Below are 23,044 nucleotides of genomic sequence, written 5' to 3' on the forward strand. Positions count from 1 at the left end.
ATAGGCATCGCAGTACTGATCTACCACGGTGATCGTGGAGGTAGCCGTTCTTGAACCCAATTAAATACCCTTGCTAAGTTAAACTGTTAGTAATTAATTATACTCTCATGAGAGTAATAAAAGAGCGTTAAATCCCCAGAATTGAACTAACTGTGAGTTGGCGAAGCAACATAGCTGTATCATTTATCCTGCAACTGAACCATCTTCTGCACGCTGACCTAACTGCCTAACTAAGGCAATAAGTTCCTTTGTAGGTACATCTTTCTTGCAAACATCATCAAAGCTAGACATTGCCTTTGTCCCCTGAAAATTTACGTCTTCCACTGAGGAGTAAGCAAGGATCTGGGTGTTCGGAGATATAGCTTTAATGTGACTAGACGCACTCCAACCATCCATGACTGGCATCTGTAAATCTAGAACAATTACGTCAGGATGGCAACTTTTAACCATTTCTATAGCTTCTTCACCATTACTGGCTAAACCTACTACTTGAATATTTTCCTGGCAAGAAAAAACTAATTGTAAGGTTAAACGAGTCAGTTCGTGGTCATCAACTACTAGAACACGCAAGGTAGAAAGCTCACAGGATAACATTAACATTGAGGGGAAAGACGAAATTATTTCAGAACAACCTCTCTAGTTTATGGGAACAAATGCCAGCACTAACTCTATCCTATGGTTGAATAACTTGTGTGAACCCATGACAAACAACTTAGATAACTTCCAATACTGCTCGGTTAAGAATATTTATAGGTTGGGTTGGGGCAATGTGTTACCCAACAAACCCCGCTCTTAGGTTGGGTTTCGTTCCTTAACCCAACCTACGCATTTTTCTTTTTTAGGCAAAACCTACGCAGTATTGAGATAACTTCTCAAAAAAGTCAAGTTTTCTAAATAAACTAAGTTGAGCTAGTTGTCAAGGTATAAGTAACTTATCAAAACAGAATTCAGGAGTCAGGAGCCAGAATTTAGTTGGATATTTTGTGCGATGGTTACTGAGCCTGTCGTTCGCGCAGCGTCTCGTAGAGAAGTACTGGCGGATGAATCAAAGAGCATTAAGGCCCCCATTAAATCGAACGCGAGTGCGTCTCTCAAAGAGAAGATTTAGTGGTCAACAAGACAGTGGCGGGTCTGAATCTGCTACGAAAAGTGATTCTGACCGGAGCTTTCGGAGTCTCCGGTTCCGCTCCTAAATTCTGACTTCTGAATTCTTCTTCAATTTTTAATCAATCAGGTTTGAGGCTACACCACTTGAGCGTAATGCCATATTCATGAGAATTTTTTGTGAATTAGCTTCTGGAAAATCATCATAGGGACGCCGTTGAATGTAAGTGCCATCAGCTTGTAATTCCCAAGCTTGGCGATTATCTGCGAGCATAATTCCCATAATTTCTTGCAAATCTTTGGCAATATCTGGGTCTTTGACTGGGGTAATTACTTCCACTCGGCGATCTAAATTACGGCGCATCCAGTCGGCGCTGCCGATATAGATTTCCTCCTGTGTATTGTTATAAAAATAATAAATCCGAGAGTGTTCTAAAAAGCGACCGACAATGCTGATTATGCGAATATTTTCACTAATATCTTTGAGTCCAGGACGCAAACAACAAACGCCCCTGATAATTAAGTCGATTTGTACTCCGGCGCGGGAAGCTTCATATAAAGTGGCGATAATTTGCGGATCGACTAGAGAATTCATTTTGGCAACAATGCGTCCAGAAAATCCATTTTGAACATTTTCGATTTCGCGGTGAATTAGTGCCAAAAAGCGATCGCGCATATTCACAGGCGCAACCAGCAACTCTCGATAAGACTTTTGCAGGGAGTAGCCTGTCAAGAAATTAAATAAATCTGTGATGTCAGCACCTAATTCTTCACGGCAACTGAACAATCCCAAATCTGTATACAGCCGTGCCGTTTTGGGGTTATAGTTACCTGTGCCAATATGCACATATCGGCGTATCCGGTCTTTTTCCCGCCGTACCACCATGACGGTTTTACTGTGGGTTTTCAGCCCGACTAAACCATAGACGACATGAACCCCGACTCTTTCTAGTCTTTTTGCCCAGTAAATATTATTCTCCTCATCAAATCGCGCCTTTAATTCCACCAGCACGGATACCTGCTTGCCATTTTCGGCGGCAGCAATTAAGGCGTTGACGATGGGCGAGTCGCCAGAAGTCCGGTAAAGGGTCATCTTGATGGCTAATACATTCGGATCGTAGGCGGCATGAGTAATAAAGCGCACCACTGTAGCCGAAAAGGATTGATAGGGATGGTGTACTAGCAAATCCTTTTCCCGAATTACAGCAAAAAAGTCTTTTCCTTCGTCCGTCTCCAGTGTATCTGGGTCTAAACTCGGTTCCCTCAGTCTTTGCAGGCGTAATGGTACAACAGATTGGCGTGGTGGATCTTTGAGTTCTGGCAATGGCAAGGACATAAAATACATCAAATCCCGCAACCCCAAAAGACCGTCTACTTCGTAGAGATCGCTTTCTGTTAATTCCAAATCATGCAATAATCGCGATCGCACTATTTCAGGAGTCTGGGATTGAATTTCTAGCCGAACTGGACTTCCACCTAAGCGCCGTTTTCGCAATTCCTGTTCGATCGCTAACAACAAATCATCTGCTTCATCTTCTTCTAAGACCAAATCGGCATCACGGGTAATGCGGAACGGATGATATTCTTGAATGTTCATCCCTGGAAATAGAGATTCCAAGTTATGAGCGATCGCTTGTTCTAAAGGTACACCAGTCCAGTGTGCAGGTTTGTCGTTGTTCTGATCTGCCAACTCAGGCGGTATCGGTAAAAATCGGGGGAGAACACTGGGGACTTTGACTCTGGCAAAGAATTCTTCTTCGGTGTCTGGGTTTTTAACCACAACAGCCAGATTTAGACTGAGATTAGAAATGAAAGGAAAGGGATGACTAGGGTCAACAGCTAGGGGAGTCAAAACTGGAAAGACTTGTTCCTCAAAATAACTGTTGAGATGAGTCCGTTGTTTTTGATTCAAATCTATGTAATTCAGAATATGGATGCCATGATTTGCCAGTAGTGGACGAAGTACTTGCTCAAAATGTTGATGCTCTTTCTTTACATGAGGAGTGAGGGTAGACCTAATATCGTCTAGCTGTTGTTGTGGTGTCCGACCATCAGGAGTCAACAGGCTAACTTTCGCTTCTACTTGTTGCTTTAAACCAGCAACGCGCACCATGAAAAACTCATCTAAATTAGAGTTGAAGATTCCCAAAAACTTTAGGCGTTCAAGAAGGGGCGTGCGATCGTCATAGGCTTCATGTAATACCCTGCCATTAAATTCTAGCCAGCTTAACTCTCGGTTAAGATAATATTGTGGATCGCTGAGATTGATGGGGGTAGCGCTTTTTTTAGATTTTGCCATAATGACCTAAAGGCAGGCAGATATAGCCCATTTAACTGGGGGATACTAAACATAGTAAGTTAAATGGTGCGTAGACGTGAAGCGGCTTGTCGCTAGACATCGCTTCTAGACTTAGCTTAAAGAGATTTAGGGCTGATGCGAAGCTTATTTGCGCTCTATTTTCTTAGCTGCTGTGGCAATCGGTAATTGCAGATTTTGGTCATAGAGGAAATCTTTGTTAATTGCTATCTCTAGTTTCGGGAGAGTAACACTGTTGGCGATCGCATCTTGGGCAGGAACCTGCAATTTATACTTACCAACCGGCACTCCATCTAGACGATAAAGACCAAATTGGTCAGTTATGGCTGAGAAAACACGTGCGCCAGAGGGATTGACAAGTTCCACTCGCACTTCTGCCATTGGCTTACCTGCTACATCAGTGACTCGTCCTGCTAGACCATATTCTGGTCTGACAGGGAAATCTAAACGGGTGATAGCAGCCCCTGCAACTTCTGCTACTATCGAGGACTTCATAGTGGAAAGCTCGACAGCAAGGTTTTCAGGATCGATTTCAACCATATAGACTCCTTCTCTAAGACCGCCAACAAAGAAGTTGCCAGTAGCGTCGGTTCTAGCTCCGCTGACTCTGTTTTGACGACTATCCATTACTTGGATATAGGCTCCACTTAAATCAAAGTCTTTGTTTGTCCCTTCCACGAAAATACGACCAGCGATCGCACCCCGATCCTGTCCCACACTAGAAGAATTTGCCGGAGCAACTCTGCCGCCAGCAAAAGACAAATCTGATAATAATAAAACAGTCAGGCGATCATCACCAAATCCGCCCAAAAAGTTTCTAGTTCTCGAAGGAATAGCTTGATACTCCACTCTAGCTAATAAACCTGGCAATACCTGCATACTAGCGCCAACAACTGGGCCTACTTCTCCATCGCTATATGCAAGTCCTAGCTTCCAACTAAGGCTTTGTAAACTATTGGCATTGTGACTGATAGTTGCAGTGTAACGAGGAGCCAGAACACCACCAAATTCATTACCTAGAGATAGCTGATAATTTCGGCCGATATTATAGCTAAAATCTGTGCTGTATACATCACCATAAGTATTAAAAGCTAGCCTACTAAAGGCATTCGGTTGATAAAAAGCGCTAAATAAATAGCGTCCGTCAATATCGGGTCTGCCTCTTAAAGATAAGCTAGAAAAAGGTTGGAAAGCAAAAGTAGGCAAAATGTAACTAGCCGAAGTACTCTCTTCTTGGCGACTGCGGGCAATAAATCCCAAGTCAAGATTGTTACCAAACTTATATTTAAGTTCTAAACTATGGTTAAAGCGATCGTGTGATTGTCTGTTGGAGAGATATCCAGTTGAAAACATCTGAGAACTACCAGTAATTTCCAATCTGTCAAAGTTTATATCTAAATCTGCTGTATAACCTAATTTCCCGTAAGACGTACCGACACTAGTAGCTAAGATAACTGGATTTGCTAACCGCCAAACTAAGCCTGCTTGAGCCTGAACAGTATCTGGAACAGTTTGCAGTGCGCCTTCAAAAGTTAAATTATTTGAAAGTCCTTGTCGCAATTGATAAAATGCAATCGGCTTACCTGCATCAGTAGAATTGAAATTATTAAATAAAGTATCTTGAGCTAAATTACCACTGAGTCCGAAACCAGCTAATTGAACATTGCCACCTCGTGGTAACAACAAATCAGAAGCACTGAGCCTTAAAGAACGAATTTCAATTGGTGTGCTTAAATTGTTGCGATCGTAGATCAAAAGTTCAATTTGATTACTCTGCCCAAAAGGTAAATTTACATCAATAAACTCATACCGTCCATTCAGTCCTACCTGCTGTTGGGCAATTACGATTCCCCCAATTCTTAGCTGTATAAAACTGGCTGGTGGAGCTTGACCACTAAAGGTTTGTATAGGTTGGGCACGTCGAGGTAAAATTTCTGTACCATTATAGCCTTGATAAAAACGCTCTGCGGGCAGGTTGGTGTAAGCAATTTGCCCTCCAGTCAGAGTCATGCCATTCAACAGGGGATGCAATCCAACTTGTTGCCGACCTACTTGATAGCTCAATCGACCTGAACGTTTAAAGAAAAAGTATTCAGCAATATCTGGCTGCTCAACAAAATTATTATTCAGACGAGCACGCCACGATCCTCCGAAAAGCCTTCCTCCCAAAAGGGTAGAACTACGCAGAGTTGTATCTCCAGAATTGCTAAGAATATTTAACTCTTGTCTCAAAGTCGAAAGTCCACTGAAAGGAGGTCGAACTTCCGGTTGTAATTCGACTACCTCAGATGGAGATTGCCCGCTACCTTCTCGCCAAGGTAAGTCAACAACCAGAGCTAAATCTAAAGAATTAAACTCAATAACTGCGGCTAACTTTTCTCTGATTAAGGTATCGCTAATATAAGTGATACCCTTAATATTGTTTAATGAATCTGTTCTGAGATTTATAACTCCTAAAGGGGTACTAAGCTGAGTAGTATCATTGCCATTTATGATAGTAAATTTTGCCAGTTTAGCAAAGGCTTCCAAGGGAATTAGATAAGTATTTGCATCTTTGATAATATCTAAATTACCTACCTCCTGTTTATTAATAATTAATCCTACTAAAAAAGGTTCTAATGCTGTTTTTGCAAATTCAGTATAGTTATTTAATGTACTATTTTCTGGAGGAGAATTGCTCCTAGAATTTTCTATTTTTTTAGGCTCATTTTTTTTTTCTAATTCTACATTTGAGCTACTGTTGCTCTCCCCTTGAGAAGTAGGGTTGGCAGGAGAAAAATCAGCTGCCAATTTTTGCGGCGTTGTAGAGGTAGTGACTCTTAGTATGTACTTAGTTTTTGTACCCAAATATAAATCTAAGCTTTGTGGCTTGGTGTTAGTAATATTCCCCTTCTTTTGGGAGGTAAATGGCGAAAAGCCTTTTGCTTTCGTAGCAGGGGGAATTTTTGGTGTTGGTGGTTGATCAGCGCTCTTTTCTGGTGGTAAGGTATAGATAATTGCTGGTGGTGTAGGGGGTAGAGCTAGGTTAATCATAGTTAAGCACAAAAATTGCAATCAGCTGTCTGGATAAAGTTGGGAAGTTTACACAGCAAAGATTTAGCTGCCCAGATAATTTCTAGACAGCAAATAAATTCAGGCAGAAAGAGAAAATTAACTCAACCTGAAAATTTTGGCTTTGGCAACACTAAAAACTATTAGTTGCGACGAAGCCTTCTGATTATGGGAGAAGAGTTAGCAGGTTTTGTTTGAGGCTGAACACTAACATTAGCTACAGCTGGAACAGTAAAAGGAATTCCTTGGTCAACCGGAATGCCATTTAATTCGCCATTGAGATCCAAGACGTACTTACCAGGAGGTAATTTGTTAGCTATATTCAGCAGAATTTGACGGCGAGTATCGGGTAGTACAGGCGTTGAGGGTAATGTTCCCCCAGCCAACAGCCCATCTGGCAATTTTGCCCGTGGTTTTTCTATTTCGGGAATTTGTTTAGTAGCATTCGCTCCAGGATACTTGGCAGCAGGCCAAATCGTGTATTGACCGCTCATCCGCACATAGGCGCTGCCTTTACTGGAAACATCAAAAGTAGCTTTGACTTGACCGGGCTTGGTGTCTACGGCAACGGAGTTGAGTACGCCAACTCTTTTCACATCACCGACGTAGCCGTAGACAGCAACACCAAAGCGCCCCATCACTTTGAGCGCCACCGAACCATTTTTTTGTTCAGTATTGTCTTGGGAGCGCACTTCTTCCAAAAAAATTAAAGCCCGGTGTTCTCCTGTTTGAGGCTTAACGCGGGGGCGAATTGAGAACCGCACTGTTTGAGATCGACCAGGAGGAATCGTAAACTGCAAGGGATTAACTACAATCCATTGATCCAAAGACTGTTCAGTTGGTTGTGTAGGCTGGATTTCATTCTTTTCATCGAGTTTCCAACCTTGAACGTAAAGTTTAAAGGTGGCTGGCTTCGACCCCATATTGCTCACTCGGAACACTTGAGTAGAAGCTTTAGCTTGATCAAGTTTGACTTCAAACCGGGGTGGACTGACTCCAATTGAGATTGCCGATGCAAAGTTGCACCCCAGAGTAAGTGCGCTAACTGCCGCTAAAACACTACCACAAATTTTTTGCACTCTTCCAAATACCACTTTCTGCTTTTTCATTGTTGATAAAAGTAATTTTTCAAAACTATTCAACAACTGTTACCAATAACTTGCCTGAATAAATGCCTGAAGCTTTAATGTTAGGAAAGTCTAACTGTAACTGTGCTACCACCTCTACAACAGCCGGATCACCTGGGTTAATTGCCGGAGTACAATTTGCAATATGAGAGAGAATTTTTACATTCATTTCTGAACTGCCAGTGATGAGTTTGCCGGAGTTATTATCACCTGGCATCCAAACATAACTCACAGTTACAGGTGAAGGACAGTTACTACTATTGATGGGAATTTGTACCTGTAGTTGACGCTTAACCTGAGTATTAAAAGAAGGTGTAGGTAATGGCGTTGTTAGGGCGTCTCCTTGAATTAGCTCAACACTTTTTGGCACAATCTCTTGTGGAGTTATTTGGTCTAAAGTAACAGTAGATTGCCCAAGAGCGCTGGTTGAATATAGGCACATCACAGCTGCGACTGTGCTAAAACACAATTGCTGTTTCATTAAATTTCTACTCGACAATAAAAAAAGAGCGATGTGGCAATTGAATGCAGACACGGTAAGTGATCTAGCAAAATAGTTTTGCAGTGAAAGCTTTCAACTGCCACTTTTCTCTCTTTGAATAAGATGAACCGAGGCTCAACTAAGCTATATCTATATAGCAGTAGCTGTGATTTTTAACGCTTCAGTGCCTGTGGGCGAGTGAAGCCCAGCTTTAGTTGCACCCTTTAAGTCAAATTCAAAACTTACGTTCCCCTTTATAGTGGGGGTAGCTGGGTCAAGACCCTTAGCATCAGCTTCTACATCGGCTGTCGGTGATGTTAGCTTAATCCCAACTGTAGATGTGCCGTTCTTCAATTCAGTGCCATCATAATCAACGACAGCTTTAAGTTTGCCAGTAGCGCCGCCAATCCCCCAGACTTGATAGGCTAGAAAGTCAGCGGTAGTTACTTTAGCATTAGGTGTGGTGAACTCGGGAGCAGTAAGTGGATCACCAGCATCAATAGTACCATCCTTTTTTACAGTTACTGCCGCGACTTTTTCAGGGTTGTTGGCCGCAGAAAAAGCATCTGAAAGGTCTGCAGCATCCAGTTGATAAGTGATGGATTCGTAAGTTTGTAAGTATACTATCTCAGGCACATCAACATTGATAGGTACATCTGCAACTACAGCCTTCGCGGGTGCCGAAAATAAACTACTGGATACAGTGGTGATACCCAAAATACCAGCTAAAACTAAAATCTTCTTCATTTTGATTAATTTCCTATGAAATTGCCTGCCACAAGACTGTAACCCTGCTAGTCCAGTAATTACCTCAGTAAAAATCTGTAAATTTTTAACTATATATATTGTTTCTTAAGTATAATTCCGGTAAAGACTTTAATATAATTAAATACTGTATTAATACTAATTTGCAATATAACGCCGTGTGCGATTTTCTCTCAAACCTAACCCCCAACCCCTTCCCTACTAGCGTTGGGGAGCAAGAATCAAAGCCTCTCTCCCTGTGGGGGAGAGGAATGGAAGCGGGGTTCCAAGAATAAGTCGCACATCGCGTAATATTAGGTAAAAGACAAAAAAGCTACATTCAAATTCTAATTTTAAGGTAGCTATAAATATCAAACAAAAGCCGATGATACATTAGGTTTGAGATGCTCAGAAAAGTAGGTTGGGTTGAGCGTAAGCGTTACCCAACAAAGTCTTGAGGATGTTGGGTTTCGTTCCTCAACCCAACCTACGCCTAAGTAAGTGGGCAAGAATAAATCAAATTATGTTACGCAATGTAAAATTAATTAAGTTGGCTCGTAGTAAAGGCTTCAGCCCTTAAAATCGGGCTAAAGCCCTTACTACAAACCTTTAATTATTCACGCCCACTTACTTACGTCTCTAGATTCTTTTTCACCAGATGTCTATTCTATGATCAATTAAACGGACATGATATTACTCGATTAAACAGCCCATACCGTCTACTCGGTAGCGCTAGATAAAAGTAAAATCAACTGCTGTAATAGTGCTGTAAGAAACTTTACTGAAAATTGCTAGCAATTGGTTATTATTCTTCAGCCTGATCAAGGTATCGTTGACGTTTACACCTGTACCTTGAGTAATGTTCAACTGAGCAAACGATAAAGTGCCTGACAACTTAATCAGGTCTTCACCATCTGTGAAGTCGCTAATAGTATCTGTACCAGAAACTACTTCCAGCACAAAGCGGTCAATGCCACTACCGCCTGTGAGGTAGTCATTGCCGATACCGCCTACTAAAATATCATTGCCATCACCACCGAATAGGGTATCGTTACCTTCTCCACCCCGTAGCAGGTCATCACCACTCCGTCCGTCGATAGTGTCATCGCCACCCAGACCGTTGATCACATCATTGGAACTGACGAGGCCGATGTAGTTATTGTTAAGGTCGTTAAGGAACGTTACGTAATCATTTTTGTAATTTGTGGTTGATGTTCGGTTGGGAGCATAAACATCAAAAGTGTCCCTGACAATAGTTTCCCCATCAAAGATAATGTTACCGATGTGGGGTTGGCTGAGGACTGGTTCCCGAAAGTTATTAAAGTTTTCCAGCTTAAAATTCTTCAGAGTGACGCTGGTATCGCTAACATTCTCAAAGGAAATTTGCAAGTCTAAGCCAATCTGGGTAAGGATCATACTCTTGGCAGTTAGTCCCTCACCCTGGAATTTCAGGATGTCCATTTCTGCCCTGACAGATGAAGATGGATTGATTTCTGTACCTGCTCCACCGAAATCAGTAATAATATCGCTGCCGTCACCACGCCGGATGATAAACGTATCGTTACCACCGCCACCAGTTATGGCGTCATTCCCCTTGCCACCTGTGATAGTGTCATTACCAAGCAGACCGTTAATCATGTCTTGGAAATTAGTACCAACTAGGTTATCAGCGCCAGGTGTGCCAAAGATCGGTCTTGACAAGGAAAAGTCATCGATCGCTAAAGCATGATCGCTATTAAAGTGGTCGATATCCACCCAGCGAAACCAGATTTCCTGACCAGCAGCAAGTGACAGGTTATTTAGGCTAGCTGTTAAAGAAACTTTGTTAGCCGCTAGGTTACCGTCTAGCTTGTTTATCGTTCCACCAGAAACTGGACTTGTGAAATCCAGACCATTGTAATCAACCCATGCGCCTGTAGTCAGATTGGATGCGCCAATTTGATACTGAAAATCTATAGTTTGAGGTGCTGCACCGCTATTTCTCCATTGCTCACCCGTATAGCTGATACTTAGGTCATTAATTGTACTACCTGTGTCATTTACAAACCGAACCCCCCAAATAAAATTTCCTGTGCTGCCTGAGCCGATAGAGCCTAAGGCGCGATCGCTTTTGCCAGTTGTACCCAAACTATACAGGTTACCTTTGTTGGCACCTCCATCGGATACAGAGAGAGTGGATTGAGATCCGCTAGACCTGTTGGCGTACCACCCAGGAAGAGCAGCAAGAGTACCGTCGTTATTCCAAGCAAGGGAAGCAGGGGAACTGGCTAACGAATTAAAGTCTTGAGAATAGGTGCTTTGGAGACTAATTTGGCTCATTACGAAACCTCAGATATGTTTGTATATAACTGTTAAAACTGTTAAGTTGATAAAAAGCTTAAACGTGCAGGCGCTACCACAGACATGGCCTTTCGTGAAAGCATAAAAAGTTACACTAAATTGATTGCTGGAAATGGGCGATGCTTTTCTTGATTCAACTGAAAAATCTTATAAATAGATTTCAGGAAATCTCAAAATTTCTAAACATCTCTAAAGTTTAATTTACCCATTTTATGAAAGAAAATAACATGAATTACATAAATTATTTGAGCAAAAATGATATTGTAATCTCAGCTTTTTTATATTTATTTCAAATACATCATTTGAAGTTTCTATGAACTAATCTGGAATTTAAAAACATTTAAATCTAAGCTTCCTTTTGATTTGAAGTATGTTTCAAGCTACTCGTCGCCGTCTCGCCCTTTGGTACACTGCTGTCACTGCTGTATTACTACTACTGTTTGCAAGTGGCGTTTATTTATACGTCCGCAGTACACTGATTGAGCGGATTGATGATACCCTTAACCATGTAGTGGAAATAGTGGAGCGTTGTCTCACAACAAGCCCCTGTGCATCTAAGCTCATATTTGAGCCAATTAATGCTGATGCAGATAAATTTCGCATTAATAATCTAGAAGCCAGTTTTCGTGATAATACCGACACCGTAGAAGATGACCACATCGACCTAGAATGGTTTAGTCCGACTGGTGAATTACTTTGGTCAACGCTATCCGAACCTCTAAATATTCCTATTCATGCCAACCGCACTGGTGAAACTGTGCGCGTAGTTAAGGGAGAGAGTGAAAATTCAAAATTCAAAATTCAAAATTCAAAATTTAAAATTCCTAACTCCTCACTCCTAACTCCTCACTCAGCAGTGTTATTGCGACAAGTCACGCAACGGGTGGAAGTGGGGCGGCAAGTATTAGGATATCTGCGTGTTAGTCATCCCTGGTTTGAAGTTACTAAACCCAGTCGCCAGTTAATTTTTGATTTGGCACTAGGTATTGGGTTAATGGTGCTTTCTGTGGGAGCAAGTGGCTGGTTTCTTTCGGGTAAAGCTATGGAACCAGTAGGTGAGTCTTACCAACGCCTCAAACAATTTACTGCTGATGCTTCTCATGAACTTAGAAGTCCCATTACTTTGATTCAAACAAATGTGCAAGTGGCCCTTGCTGACTTGGATTTAGCAGAGACAGAAGCGACTACTTCTTTGCAGTATCGGCAACAATTAAAGGTGGTGGAACGGTTAACGCAGCGTTTGGGTAAGTTAGTTAATGACTTACTCTTCCTAGCACGACAGGATAGTGGTATTAGCAAAGATACTTTTTCACCTTGTCCGCTAGATGCGTTGCTGATGGAAGTGGTTGAAGAACAACAATTGTTAGTCCCTGAAAAAAAAATCGCTCTTTCTCTAGACTTAGTTGACCCTCCCGCCTCCGAAACTAGCCCGGAATTACTGGAAAATTGGTTTACCCTTGTGGGCAATTGGGATCAGCTGGTGCGGCTGTTCACAAACTTAATTGCTAACGCCTTGCATTACACTCCAGCAGGTGGACGGGTAAAAGTGGAATTGGCGCGGATAGAGGGAATAAATCGCGTTTCTGGACTACGTTATACCAGCGGCCAGTTGCAAGTTAAAGTGAGTGATACCGGAGTTGGAATTCCATCAGTTGCACTACCACGCTTGTTTGATCGGTTTTATCGGGTAGATCCGGCACGGACTCATACAACTGGGAATACAGCTACAGCCAGCGCTACTGGTTCAGGATTGGGATTAGCGATCGCTCAAGCTATTGTCGAACATCACCAGGGTCATATTCAAGTTGAAAGCACTCAAGGCATTGGCACTACGTTCACTGTCACTTTACCAATAACTCTTGAGTCTTAATTCGGCAAGAAATATTTGTTTCCTGTGGCAGATGTAGAAAAATAAATAAATTAACTACTTTATATAAGTAAGTCGGCGCAAATAAAGCTAACTGGTGAAGGCTGTCATTTGTCATTTGTCCTTTGTCATTGGTAAGGGTTTCAGGTGTATTTACTTTTCGTAATATAGTTCTGTTTTTTTCCACCGACTTATTTAACAACAGTTGCAGTGACGAATTTAAAATCATTCATCACTCATTAAGTTTTTTTGGTTAATTTTGGAGTTATATAATGTCCGCTTGATTGCTTATTAAACCCGAAGAACCCTACCCCCGCCAAAGCTACGCTTTGTCTTCCCTCCCCAAATCATCGGGGAGGGGTTGGGGGTGGGGTGTAATGACTGTGGTTAGCATAACTAATTATGCGGACATGATATTACTCACTATGATTTAGCTTTTTCAGCCTTATGAATGAAATATTTATGTCTAATTTTACATGATTATCCAGTCTCTAGTTAGATATAAAAAATAGATATCTTGTTTAAGATTAATTATATCTTATGCTGATAGTTAAACTTCAATTGAATTTGCTGTTTTTTAATCTTTTTTAAAAGAAGATAATTTGATGATTTGCTAGGAGTCATTAAGAATATGAAGTCTCAAAATTTTCGCAAGTCTGCTGAGTTACTTGGCGCTGTTTTTGGTGGATTACTGATTAGTCTGCCAGCAATTCCTCAAGCACTCGCACAACAATCAGTAACACAACAATCTACTCCCAAAGTTAACCCTTGTCCTAGAATTTTCTACGAAGAACCATATAATAATCAGGTTGTCGTGTCACAGGGATGTCCTCCCAATGCGCTAACTCAAAGACTAGCGGCCCAAGGGCTTCTTCCCGTCCCTGCTACCCCATCACAAGAGCAAACAACATTGGGTGTCGGCGGTGAAGCTTCAGAACCAGGTGTCAGATCACAACGCCCAGTTTCTGGCGATCAAACTCAACAACCTTCACCAGGGGCGGTTTCCACTGACCAACCACTACTACAACCACGGCAAACCCCCAGCGCTACGATCGCACTGGCAAATGGTAAAGTTAATGTCAGGTTGGTAAATGACACTGCGGCTAATGTAACTTTCCAAGTGATTGGCGATACAGCACCGCGATCGCTACAAGGTAAATCTTATGTAACACTGCAAGGTCTACAAGCACCAGTAACAGTGACATTTGAACGAGAAGATGGTGGACAACTGACGGTAACTCCACAACCCTCATCAGAATCAGGAAGTTTGGAAGTTAGATTTAACGAAGCCACCAATGCAACCCAGGGTAGAAGTGCTATGAGAATTGAACCAAATGGTTCAGTGTTTTTGAATTAATCAAACGTGAGTTCGATGAACCTCTCGCTGACTTGAACTAAAGTTCAAATCTGTCCCTTTGCGAGTCGGAGAGGGGCGGTTTTGCGTAATAAAAGCAGGGAGAGGTCTTTTCGTTAGGCGAAAACCAGATGATATTATGTCTGCTTGATTACTTATTAAACCCGAAGAACCCCACCCCTTAATCCCCTCCCCGCAAGCGGGGAGGGGAGACAAAGCGTAGCTTTGGCGGGGTGGGGTGCAATGACTGTGGGAACCATAACTAATTATGCGGACATAATATGATATTATGTCTGCTTGATTACTTATTAAACCCGAAGAACCCCAAAGAGCCAAAGCTGTGCTTTGTCTCCCCTAAGAGCCTGCAAAGAGGGGTTGGGGGTGGGGTTGTTTATGGGTAATTTGATGGATATGATATGAGCCGTCGAATTCACCTTAATTAAAGAGTAAATTCTGCCAATTTTAGATTTCTCCTGCAATTCAAAATCCAAAATTCAAAATCTAAAATTGAATGACTTCTAATTCTTACTTTTGCTGAAGCATTTTTGTTAGCTGATCCAGCAATTGCACTTCTTGCTTGCTGTCTTCCAATGTCCGCGCCAGGATAATCGCCCTTTCGTAAAAATTGCGGGCAGTTAGATAATTACCTTGTTGCTTGTATAACTGAGCGTAAGACTCAAAAGATTTTAATTCTTCTCGCAAATTTTGCAATTCTTTAGCGAGTGCTAAACGTTGCTCTAGTAAATCAAAAGCCCGTTCATAGCGTCCGACAGCAGTGTGAGCAGTAACTAAACCGTCAATTGCCCGTAATTCATTAGTGCGATCGCGGTTAGTTTGAGCTATTCGCATTGCTGCCCCATAAGTGCCAATAGTATCCTGATAATTTCCAGATGCTAAGTAAGCATCTCCTAAATTATTTAAGGTATTTGCTTCACCGATGGCATCGCCAGTCTGACGGCGGAAAATTAAAGCATTTTCATACAATTTAATCGCCTTGTTATAATCTCCTAACCTGGCAGTTACTAAACCCAAATTACTTAAAGATAGCCCTTCTCCTTCAATGTTTTTGACACCGTGAGCAATTGCGAGTGCATCTTCAACAGTTTTACCAGCAGCAGCAAATTCTCTTTGTTGCAGCAAAAATGTACCGATATTATTTAGCACAAAAATCTGAGATTGGAAGTCTTTAGTATCACGAGCGATCGCTAATCCTCTTCTTAAAGCATCTTCCGCCTCTTTTAAACTACCAATCTGCACATAAGCCTTAGCAAGCAAATTGTAAGTTAGACCTTGTGCTTTCAGGTCGCCAATTACGTGATATAGTTCCAATGCCCGCAAGCAAGACGTAATTGTTTTATCGGCATATCCTGAAGCGTATTGTTTTTCACCGATACTCAGCAAGCTATCTGCTTCATCTCTTGATTGTCGCCCAACGGAACTATTTAAAGGACGGTGGAGTTGTTGCGTAATATCAACCGCACCCGCAGCTATGGGACTCAGCAAAAAAGTAAACAGTAAAAAGCTCTGTAAAAGTATTTGGGGACGAGAAATCGCACCTACACAAATTAAGTCTACCTTTTGCCTGGGAAATACAAGCCGTTGTTTCATAAAAATTACCCCTAGAGTTGCGGGTTTAAGTAGAAGGTCTAAGAAGAAGTTTTAAGTTTTAAATCGAAGACAAATAATATACGCATTTACACTTAAGCTATGATTGCTCTAAATCTTCCCCAAAGTATATAGCGCGGATATCTGTGGGTAATTTGTCCTCTAGCACACGATAGCCTTCCTGGAGAAAATTGGCTACAACGTTTGGTGCGATCGCTTCTCCTTCGGCTTGCAGATAGGCAGCGATTCTAGTTTCGCTCCAGTGGAAAGTTTGAGCCATTAACACGATTAATCGCAAAACTGGTGGTAGTTGGTCTAATGCCTGTTGTACATAGCACCATAGCGGCGGCGAAGTCGCTTGCAGAGAATAATGAATTGCTTCTGTGGGTGGTACTTTAATCTCGTTAATACAAAAAGCTGTCATATTAATTAACCAATTTTGCATGGTTAAAGTTTCCTCGCCTGATTCAGAGGCGGTTAAATTTAGTCCACCGAGTTCGTAGTAGATATGCCGCCAGGTGAGGGCAAACAGATAATCTGCCTGCACAGGCGATCGCGCCGAATGCCGAATTAAGGTATACACTATGGGACTATAGCGACAAAAAATCACCGTGAAGTACTTTCCGGCATCTGGATTTTGCTGAAACAGAGTCAGTAGTTCATGGTCACTGTGATGGAACAGCGACTTCACCAGGGGGTGATTAGCTTCCGGGAAATGAGGAATTTGCATAAGCCTTTCGATGGATAGTTGTTAAAATAGTTTTGGGAATTGCACTCCGGTAGTTAATCGCATAATATCTTGGTGTTGCCCAGTTTGTAGCCCAGACTCAGACTACTTGAGTATTGATAAACTAGAAACAAAGACTTAATTTTAGTCTTAATCGACAATCATAAAATCGGCTCCCTTATAGAATCCTTATTTGTTCATGGTTATAGCAGTTAGTGTGATATCGTTCCTGCTCAGTCCCCTTACCTTAGGCTCCTTTCTGCCTTCCCTGCCCTTAGATAGCCTGTTCTCCACTCAAGGGATTATGGTGATGCTGCTAGCAGCTTACGCTGGCGCAATGTGGATGTTCCTCACCAGTGCCCCAAAAGTACACACTGTAATGGTGTCGGATTTGGAGATTGCCCGACAGTTGTATGAAGGGCTGCTAGATTTGCCAGCAGCTGAGGTGCCATTGCACTACTACTACAACTACGAACAAACTATCGGCGCAACTGGCATTGATCCACTATATATGTCTACTGGGCCGAGTTTGTCTAGCAAAATGATGAATAATGCCAACGATGGGCTGTGGTATCAATTGAAGAAAAACACCCAGCTACACGTGATTACTGGCGCGAGTTTAGGTAGCAAAAATCAGCAACGCCACGTTTGTTTTGATCACGACTGCCTGGAAATGATTTTAATGCGAGTCGAAGTGCGCGGTTTGAAATTCAAGATTCGCAACCAGAAGCCCCTGAATTTTTTGGTCAAGGACTATGAAGGGCGCGTGATTGAGGTGGCTGAAGTAGCGAATTAGTCATTAGATTTTAGATTATTTTAGGTTGGGTGGTGCGATGCCTACGGCGGCAAGCTACGCACCACCCAATATTTTTTATAGCAGGTGAAGCGATCGCTCTACGAGTGATTATCCAAAGTCATTATCGGGTTTTGCTAAATAAAAGCTTATGACCGTGGAAAAGATGTACACATCTCATCTGTATAAAACAGACTTCTATACTTGGACTCAAGAGCAGGTTAGCTTGCTCAAAACTCAACAGTGGCATCAACTGAGTCTCACCATACAATCTGTTTTAGCAAAAACCCATCTGGAAGCAATTACTAAAGCAATTCTAAAGGAAATCCTGAAATAAATGCTAAAGCAAGTTTTAAAGTAGATATTAAAGCAAGTTTTAAACTAGATGTTAAAGTAAGTATTTCGACAAAAAACTTTCCTAATGAAGCAACTAAATAAACTAAATAAACTAAAGCAATTAAAGCTAAAGCAATTAAAGCAATCCTCAACCAATAATATTGAAGAAATGTAATTGCTAATTTCATGTAAGAACGACGATGCCAAGCTTGGTAAAAAGCTGAATAAGGTATATTTTGGGCGCAATGCGAGATAACTCCGTAACGGTCATCGTTTAGTTTGGAGTCACTGCCCAAGTCAATGACAACTTTCGCCATCTGATCTGCTGACAAAATCTTTTCTAAGCTACGTAGTGCTTCCTGACAGGTCATCATATTGTCAAACCAAGGCATTATATTTTCAATATTTTCATCCCTTGGACTGTATTTATCCTCAAAGGTGGCGATTAACTTTACCAAAGCTGCGATCGCACGCTCGTTGCCAGGATCTATTTTTCCTAAGCTAAATGCCGCTTGCCTACGGGTGAATTCATCTTGTGAGGTGTCGATTAAGTTTAGCAAAGCTGCGATCGCACGCTCGTTGCCAGGATCTATTTCCACCAACCTTCCTGCCGCCCAACTACGGGTAAATTCATGCTGTGAGGTGTCGATTAAGTTTAGCAAAGCTGCGATTACAGCATTTTCGTTGCCAGGATCTATTTGCTCTAAGCTATATGCCGCTAGCGAACGGGTGAATTCATGCTGTGAGGTAGCGATTAAGTTTGACCAAAGCATTGATCGCAGTTTCGTTGCCAACAGCTATTTTTCCTAAACTTTCTGCCGCTTGCCTACGAGTAGATTCATCCTGAGAGTTGGCGATTAAGTTGACCAAAGCATTGATCGCAGTTTCGTTGCCAACAGCTATTTTTCCTAAACTTTCTGCCGCTTGCCTACGAGTAGATTCATCCTGAGAGTTGGCGATTAAGTTGACCAAAGCATTGATCGCAGTTTCCTTGCCAACAGCTATTTTTCCTAAGCTTTCTGCCGCTTGCCTACGAGTAGATTCATCTTGAGAGTTGGCGATTAAGTTGACCAAAGCATTGATCGCAGTTTCGTTGCCAACAGCTATTTCCCCTAAGCTTGCTGCCGCTTGCCTACGAGTAGATTCATCTTGAGAGTTGACGATTAAGTTGACCAAAGCTTCTATCGCACGCTCGTTGCCAGGATCTATTTTTCCTAAGCTTTCTGCCGCTGCCCAATAGGTGTCTTCATACTCAGAAGTAGCGATTAAGTTGACCAAAGCATCAATCGCAGTTTCGTTGCCAACAGCTATTTCCCTTAAGCTTTCTGCCGCCATACTATGGATGAATTCATACTCTGAGCGGCCGATTAAGTTGATTAAAGCTGTGATCGCACTTTCGTTGCCAGGATCTATTTTTCCTAAGCTTTCTGCCGCTTGCATACGGTTGCGGATTTCATTTTGAGAGTTGGCAATGAAGTTGATCAAAGCTGCGATCGCTCTTTTGTTGCCAACAGCTATTTCCCCTAAGCTTTCTAACGCTAGCATCCGGGTGTAGTATTCACCCTGAGAGGTGGCGATTAAGTTTAGCAAAGCATCAATGGCTTTTCCACGATGAATCTGTTGCAGTGCTACCCTTGCTCTATCTAGAAGCTCTCCATAATCACAACTCCACCGAACAATGTGCGCTACAACTTCATCAGCTCTGGAACATTCTCCAAATTCGGCAATTCCTGCTGCGGCTAAAAAATAAGCTTGATACTGATAAAATCCTCTGCATCCATCATGAAACTTTACTAATGCTTTTATAAACTCTTCTTTCTGCTTTCAACCGTTCCCCTTTGGCTAGAAGAATCTCGGTTTCTTGAAGAAACCCAGGTTCTGAGGCAGCAAAAAAATTATCGATAAACTGATGCACTTGCTTGGGATAATCAAAGTCCAGCAAACGATAGGTTTCAAAGGTTTCTAGCGCATTGTAATCTGCTTGCCAGACATTTAGCCGACAAGTTAGCACCACCCGTGACTGGGCAATCCATCCTGTAAGTTTCTCGGCGAGTGTTTGCAATGTTTGCACACCTGATACAGCTACTTCATCCACTCCATCCAACAACAACCAGACTCGCCCTTGCTGAATTTGTGTTGTCAATTCTGCTTTCGCTTGAATCATCTGTGTTCGTGGAACAGCATTCTTAAGCCAATTGTTGAATAAATAACTTTGTAAATCCGTCCAAGAGCCACTTCGCCCCAGCTCAGCAAGCGAAATCCAAATTGGGAAACCTAAGTTTTTCTCTAATACCCAAAAGGCGATGCATTGCAGCAGAGTTGTTTTCCCTGCACCTGGTTCCCCAATTAAGGCGATGTACTTACCCTTAGTTTTGCCTTTCCCTTGTTCCAAGATTTGAGTCAAGAAAGCTTCATGCTCAAATCGCTGCTTTTTCTCATACTGCGGTTCATAGAGACGCGTTCCCGCTTCTGGGGAATGTTCGCCCAAGTTGCGTTTGTCAGGTTTTGTTCGCTGCACTAGCGCCAGGGGAACATAAATCTGCTCTCTTTCTAATTTGGCAGATTCATCTGGCATTGAAGGATTGCTGGTGAGTCGCCGTCGGGGTTCCAGCAATTGGCGGCAAATTTCGTGCCAGTTGATGGGAGTTAACTTTACCCGATTCTCCCCGTCGGGCGACTTGAGTCAATAAGTATTGGTTTGATTTATCGTAATATTCTGTGCCTGATTGAGATTATTAATTTTTTCTGCCAGCTTTGCTAAGTTTTGAATAGTTGGCTGTTGAGAATTAATTGTATTTGCTACTTCTTGGACTTGTGCAGCCAGTTTTGGATCAGCTTTCGCTGCTGCTTCTACTTCCAAAACTCCTTGAGCAATTTCTGGATCTTTGTCTGCTGCTGCTTTGAGTTCCAGCACAGCTTGCCCATAATCTAACCTCTGCTGTTCATTTGCTTGTGTAGCATTGGTTAATAATGGTAACTTCTTCTTATCACGAAGCTGTTCTATTAACTTGCGACTTTGCTGCCATGCAGCATCCCCAAGATTTTCGCCAGCTTTCTCCACTGCTTTTGTTAGAAGAAGAATGGCGATCGCTGTAGCTACAGCGGTTATAGTGACTGGTTCCATAAACCATCTAGTTATAGATATTTTTGTATTATATATACAGTAGCATTTACCAGTTTTTCGAGAATAAACCTAGTACCGCTGCTGAGTAAGTCAAAAGTCAAAATATCTATATTGCTTCCTCTGCTGCAATTCACGCAATCTAACTCTTGCAGGTTCTTTGTCTCTATATTTAATAGCGTCGTCGTATTTTTTCATAAAAGCGTGCAGCACCAGAAACCGCTGAAGGGTAAGAGAAAGCGTAAATTATGTTCGCTCTTGAGCATACGTAACTCATATTTTATTATGTTTACCTACTTAAAAATGGTGCGTTAAGGCTTTGCTTAACGCACTGCACTATTGAATAGTACTTACTATCTCAACTCATTTGTTCATACTTAAATTTCCCTTTAATAAACTTGTTAAAGTATTGACCTTTTGACGGTGCATTGTCTAAGTCTTCCTTGACACTAGGAGGTACTTTGAAATACTCGTAAACACTTCCACTATCAAATTCAATAGTCAGTGTTTGAGTTTTTGGATCATAGCTAAATTCCTTAATAACGCTGCCTTCAGGCTTGAGTAGAGGGAAGGCGATCGCATCCCGAATACTGGCACAATCAGTTAATAACATTACCAACCGATCAATCCCAATCCCTAAACCACCTGTAGGCGGCATACCGTATTCAAGGGCTGTCAAAAAGTCTTCATCTACACCTTGGGCTTCTAAGTCGCCAGCAGCTTTCCTTTCAGCTTGGGCTTCTAGGCGTTCTCTTTGATCGATGGGATCGGTAAGTTCTGAGAAGCTGTTTCCAGTTTCTCGCCCTACGATAAATAACTCAAATCTTTCCACCAAACCAGGTTGAGAACGGTGGGGTTTTGCTAAAGGCGAAATTTCTACTGGATAATCAATTACAAAGGTAGGTTGAATTAAACTAGCTTCTACCTTCTCTTCAAAAGCTGAATTCAGTAACTTACCAATTGATTTGGCTTCATCTACACCAGGAATACTAGCATTTTTACTCGCTGTTTTTGCTTCTTCCAAGGTTTGGAAAGAATTGAAATCTAAGCCAGTAAATTCTTTAACTAAATCGTGCATTGTCACCCGCCGCCAAGGTGGTGTTAAATCTATAGGTTCCCCTTGGTAGGTAATTTGCAGCGTACCGAGTACGTCTTGGGCGACAGTGGTAATAATCCCCTCAGTCAGCGCCATCATATCGTTGTAATCGGCGTAGGCTTGGTAAATTTCAATTGTCGTAAATTCGGGATTATGCCGAGTCGAAATTCCCTCATTACGGAAAACCCGCCCCAATTCAAACACCTTTTCAAAACCACCCACAATCAACCGCTTGAGATGAAGTTCTGTGGCAATTCGTAGATACAACTCCATTTCTAAGGTGTTGTGGTAAGTGATAAATGGACGCGCATCTGCACCCCCAGTCTCACTTTGCAAAACTGGCGTTTCAATTTCCAGAAAATCCCGTTCTTCTAAATAGCGACGAATACCGGCAGTAATTTGGGCGCGACGGCGGAAAGTTTGCCGCACTTCCGGGTTAACAATCAAGTCAACGTAGCGCTGACGGTAGCGCTTGGCAACATCCGTTAATCCATGCCACTTGTCGGGTAGGGGCAACAGGGATTTAGTCAGGATAGTATATTGTTTAACGTAGACAGATAACTCGCCCTTTTCAGTCCGTTTAATAGTACCTTGAACTCCCAGGATGTCACCTGCATCTGTAAGTTGCTTCAGGTGATTGAAGGCATCAGCATCAATATTTGCCATGCCTTCTTGGATGCGATTTTTATCCAAATAAAGCTGAATTGTGCCAGTTTCATCTTGTAAAGTGAAGAAAGCCAGTTTACCAAAAACGCGACGCGCCATAATGCGTCCAGCGATCGCAACTTCTAAATCAACTTCTTCACCACTGGCTAAATCGGCAAACTGTTCTTGCAACTGCGCTGCATGATGGGTAGATTCCCAACGATAGGCGTAGGGATTAGTCCCTAGCTGCTTGAGTTGTTCTACTTTCTCCAGCCTGGCGGCTCGGATATCTTCTTCCGACATGGTAACGAACTTTCAGGGGGCAAGATTAATTAT

18 protein-coding genes are annotated in these 23,044 nt (G+C 42.1%); 4 read left to right on the forward strand and 14 right to left on the reverse strand.

Annotated elements, in window-relative coordinates:
* Nucleotides 1-183: 183 nt before the first annotated feature.
* The 7 genes from LC653_RS03350 to LC653_RS03380 all read right to left on the reverse strand — a co-directional run bounded on the left by LC653_RS03350 (nucleotide 184) and on the right by LC653_RS03380 (nucleotide 11,143).
* On the reverse strand, nucleotides 184-600 hold the full coding sequence (locus LC653_RS03350) for a response regulator (RefSeq protein WP_229492589.1): 417 nt from the start codon (nucleotides 598-600) through the stop codon (nucleotides 184-186).
* 622 nt (nucleotides 601-1,222) lie between these two features.
* The gene (gene ppk1, locus LC653_RS03355; RefSeq protein WP_229492590.1) at nucleotides 1,223-3,403 is read right to left on the reverse strand and encodes a polyphosphate kinase 1; all 2,181 of its coding nucleotides are present in this window, start codon (nucleotides 3,401-3,403) and stop codon (nucleotides 1,223-1,225) included.
* A 144-nt stretch (nucleotides 3,404-3,547) separates the two neighbouring features.
* Nucleotides 3,548-6,454 (reverse strand): carboxypeptidase regulatory-like domain-containing protein, encoded by a 2,907-nt coding sequence (locus tag LC653_RS03360; protein ID WP_229492591.1) that lies wholly within the window; start codon nucleotides 6,452-6,454, stop codon nucleotides 3,548-3,550.
* A gap of 161 nt (nucleotides 6,455-6,615) precedes the next feature.
* Entirely contained in the window at nucleotides 6,616-7,581 is a 966-nt protein-coding gene (locus tag LC653_RS03365) for a fimbrial biogenesis chaperone (protein WP_229492592.1), read from the reverse strand.
* Between the two features lie 25 nt (nucleotides 7,582-7,606).
* Complete coding sequence (locus LC653_RS03370; protein WP_229492593.1) at nucleotides 7,607-8,080, reverse strand: hypothetical protein; 474 nt, start codon at nucleotides 8,078-8,080, stop codon at nucleotides 7,607-7,609.
* Nucleotides 8,081-8,230: 150 nt separating this feature from the next.
* Nucleotides 8,231-8,827, reverse strand: a complete 597-nt coding sequence (locus LC653_RS03375) for a hypothetical protein (protein WP_229492594.1) — start codon at nucleotides 8,825-8,827, stop codon at nucleotides 8,231-8,233.
* Nucleotides 8,828-9,556: 729 nt separating this feature from the next.
* Nucleotides 9,557-11,143, reverse strand: coding sequence for a calcium-binding protein (locus tag LC653_RS03380; RefSeq protein WP_229492595.1), 1,587 nt, complete (start codon nucleotides 11,141-11,143; stop codon nucleotides 9,557-9,559).
* Nucleotides 11,144-11,534: 391 nt separating this feature from the next.
* Here LC653_RS03380 and LC653_RS03385 point away from each other — a divergent pair, with 391 nt between their 5' ends.
* Complete coding sequence (locus LC653_RS03385; RefSeq protein WP_229492596.1) at nucleotides 11,535-13,034, forward strand: sensor histidine kinase; 1,500 nt, start codon at nucleotides 11,535-11,537, stop codon at nucleotides 13,032-13,034.
* A 628-nt stretch (nucleotides 13,035-13,662) separates the two neighbouring features.
* The gene (locus LC653_RS03390) at nucleotides 13,663-14,388 is read left to right on the forward strand and encodes a hypothetical protein (protein WP_229492597.1); all 726 of its coding nucleotides are present in this window, start codon (nucleotides 13,663-13,665) and stop codon (nucleotides 14,386-14,388) included.
* A gap of 522 nt (nucleotides 14,389-14,910) precedes the next feature.
* Here the strand turns inward: LC653_RS03390 and LC653_RS03395 are convergent.
* On the reverse strand, nucleotides 14,911-15,993 hold the full coding sequence (locus LC653_RS03395) for a tetratricopeptide repeat protein (RefSeq protein WP_229492598.1): 1,083 nt from the start codon (nucleotides 15,991-15,993) through the stop codon (nucleotides 14,911-14,913).
* A 97-nt stretch (nucleotides 15,994-16,090) separates the two neighbouring features.
* On the reverse strand, nucleotides 16,091-16,720 hold the full coding sequence (locus LC653_RS03400; protein WP_229492599.1) for a sigma-70 family RNA polymerase sigma factor: 630 nt from the start codon (nucleotides 16,718-16,720) through the stop codon (nucleotides 16,091-16,093).
* Between the two features lie 196 nt (nucleotides 16,721-16,916).
* On the opposite strand from LC653_RS03400, the gene LC653_RS03405 reads away from it, so the two are divergent.
* Together LC653_RS03405 and LC653_RS03410 are read left to right on the forward strand one after the other, a co-directional pair.
* Complete coding sequence (locus tag LC653_RS03405; RefSeq protein ID WP_190735826.1) at nucleotides 16,917-17,513, forward strand: glyoxalase-like domain protein; 597 nt, start codon at nucleotides 16,917-16,919, stop codon at nucleotides 17,511-17,513.
* A 148-nt stretch (nucleotides 17,514-17,661) separates the two neighbouring features.
* Nucleotides 17,662-17,847 (forward strand): DUF29 family protein, encoded by a 186-nt coding sequence (locus LC653_RS03410; protein WP_229492600.1) that lies wholly within the window; start codon nucleotides 17,662-17,664, stop codon nucleotides 17,845-17,847.
* On the opposite strand, the gene LC653_RS03415 is transcribed toward LC653_RS03410, so the two are convergent.
* The 5 genes from LC653_RS03415 to lysS form a co-directional block, all read right to left on the reverse strand.
* Entirely contained in the window at nucleotides 17,816-18,619 is an 804-nt protein-coding gene (locus LC653_RS03415) for a HEAT repeat domain-containing protein (RefSeq protein WP_229492601.1), read from the reverse strand. The two genes, LC653_RS03410 and LC653_RS03415, sit on opposite strands and share 32 nt — an antisense overlap.
* Nucleotides 18,582-19,436: a HEAT repeat domain-containing protein gene (locus LC653_RS03420; RefSeq protein WP_229492602.1), complete on the reverse strand. Its 855-nt coding sequence runs from the start codon at nucleotides 19,434-19,436 to the stop codon at nucleotides 18,582-18,584. The genes LC653_RS03415 and LC653_RS03420 overlap by 38 nt, the downstream gene beginning before the upstream one ends.
* A 190-nt stretch (nucleotides 19,437-19,626) precedes the next feature.
* Nucleotides 19,627-20,460, reverse strand: coding sequence for an NACHT domain-containing protein (locus LC653_RS03425; protein ID WP_229492603.1), 834 nt, complete (start codon nucleotides 20,458-20,460; stop codon nucleotides 19,627-19,629).
* A gap of 69 nt (nucleotides 20,461-20,529) precedes the next feature.
* A complete protein-coding gene (locus LC653_RS03430; RefSeq protein WP_229492604.1) occupies nucleotides 20,530-20,970 on the reverse strand; it encodes a hypothetical protein in 441 nt (146 codons plus the stop codon).
* Nucleotides 20,971-21,325: 355 nt separating this feature from the next.
* Nucleotides 21,326-23,011 (reverse strand): lysine--tRNA ligase, encoded by a 1,686-nt coding sequence (lysS, locus tag LC653_RS03435; RefSeq protein WP_229492605.1) that lies wholly within the window; start codon nucleotides 23,009-23,011, stop codon nucleotides 21,326-21,328.
* Nucleotides 23,012-23,044: the final 33 nt, after the last annotated feature.

Source organism: Nostoc mirabile CHAB5784, from assembly GCF_020829645.1.
In the GTDB taxonomy this organism is placed as follows: domain Bacteria; phylum Cyanobacteriota; class Cyanobacteriia; order Cyanobacteriales; family Nostocaceae; genus Nostoc; species Nostoc mirabile.

Coding starts and splice junctions, on each gene's coding strand:
- LC653_RS03350 (WP_229492589.1), bottom strand. CDS start 600: ATGTTAATGTTATCCTGTGAGCTTTCTACCTTGCGTGTTCTAGTAGTT.
- ppk1 (WP_229492590.1), bottom strand. CDS start 3,403: ATGGCAAAATCTAAAAAAAGCGCTACCCCCATCAATCTCAGCGATCCA.
- LC653_RS03360 (WP_229492591.1), bottom strand. CDS start 6,454: ATGATTAACCTAGCTCTACCCCCTACACCACCAGCAATTATCTATACC.
- LC653_RS03365 (WP_229492592.1), bottom strand. CDS start 7,581: ATGAAAAAGCAGAAAGTGGTATTTGGAAGAGTGCAAAAAATTTGTGGT.
- LC653_RS03370 (WP_229492593.1), bottom strand. CDS start 8,080: ATGAAACAGCAATTGTGTTTTAGCACAGTCGCAGCTGTGATGTGCCTA.
- LC653_RS03375 (WP_229492594.1), bottom strand. CDS start 8,827: ATGAAGAAGATTTTAGTTTTAGCTGGTATTTTGGGTATCACCACTGTA.
- LC653_RS03380 (WP_229492595.1), bottom strand. CDS start 11,143: ATGAGCCAAATTAGTCTCCAAAGCACCTATTCTCAAGACTTTAATTCG.
- LC653_RS03385 (WP_229492596.1), top strand. CDS start 11,535: ATGTTTCAAGCTACTCGTCGCCGTCTCGCCCTTTGGTACACTGCTGTC.
- LC653_RS03390 (WP_229492597.1), top strand. CDS start 13,663: ATGAAGTCTCAAAATTTTCGCAAGTCTGCTGAGTTACTTGGCGCTGTT.
- LC653_RS03395 (WP_229492598.1), bottom strand. CDS start 15,993: ATGAAACAACGGCTTGTATTTCCCAGGCAAAAGGTAGACTTAATTTGT.
- LC653_RS03400 (WP_229492599.1), bottom strand. CDS start 16,720: ATGCAAATTCCTCATTTCCCGGAAGCTAATCACCCCCTGGTGAAGTCG.
- LC653_RS03405 (WP_190735826.1), top strand. CDS start 16,917: ATGGTTATAGCAGTTAGTGTGATATCGTTCCTGCTCAGTCCCCTTACC.
- LC653_RS03410 (WP_229492600.1), top strand. CDS start 17,662: ATGACCGTGGAAAAGATGTACACATCTCATCTGTATAAAACAGACTTC.
- LC653_RS03415 (WP_229492601.1), bottom strand. CDS start 18,619: ATGCTTTGGTCAAACTTAATCGCTACCTCACAGCATGAATTCACCCGT.
- LC653_RS03430 (WP_229492604.1), bottom strand. CDS start 20,970: ATGGAACCAGTCACTATAACCGCTGTAGCTACAGCGATCGCCATTCTT.
- lysS (WP_229492605.1), bottom strand. CDS start 23,011: ATGTCGGAAGAAGATATCCGAGCCGCCAGGCTGGAGAAAGTAGAACAA.